The sequence below is a fragment of the Citrobacter sp. VF227 genome (assembly GCF_052950715.1).
Map to the genome: position 1 here is coordinate 1 of NZ_JBRFVF010000227.1, position 540 is coordinate 540.

Here is a 540-nt window from a genome sequence, read left to right on the forward strand (position 1 = left end):
GCTGTGCTGAAGTGCTGGGTGCCCGCCATATCTTCATTGGTGTCAACGCGGTGGACTATTCCGGCTATCCCGATTGCCGCCCGGAATTCGTTGCGGCCTTCGAGCGGATGGCCAATCTGGCGACCAAGGCCGGGGTCGAAGGGCAGGGGTTCCGCATTCAGGCGCCATTGCAGAACCTCAGCAAGGCGCAAATCGTCCGGGAGGGAAGTCGACTGGGCGTCGATTATGCGATGACGGTTTCGTGCTATCAGGCGGATGACGACGGTCGCGCCTGTGGCAAGTGCGACAGCTGCAGATTGCGTTCGGCTGGTTTTGCCGAGGCTGGCCTGGCCGACCCGACACGCTATTTCTGAGGCCGGCATTCTCGGCGGGGCGTCTGCCTACGTCACTGCCTCAGGCTAAATTTTTTCAAAAAAAAGTTTGTTTTCATCAATCAAATCAGTATCATGCGCCCCGCATCGGGTCGTTAGCTCAGTTGGTAGAGCAGTTGGCTTTTAACCAATTGGTCGTAGGTTCGAATCCTACACGACCCACCATATC

General features: G+C 57.0%; 1 protein-coding gene and 1 tRNA gene. Both read left to right on the top strand.

The annotated features are described in order from the left end of the window. A partial coding sequence (locus ACU8YC_RS26030) for a 7-cyano-7-deazaguanine synthase (RefSeq protein ID WP_446896117.1) occupies window positions 1-353 on the top strand: 353 nt, incomplete at its 5' end. Window positions 354-460: 107 nt separating this feature from the next. Continuing rightward, window positions 461-536, top strand: a tRNA-Lys gene (locus ACU8YC_RS26035). Window positions 537-540: the final 4 nt, after the last annotated feature.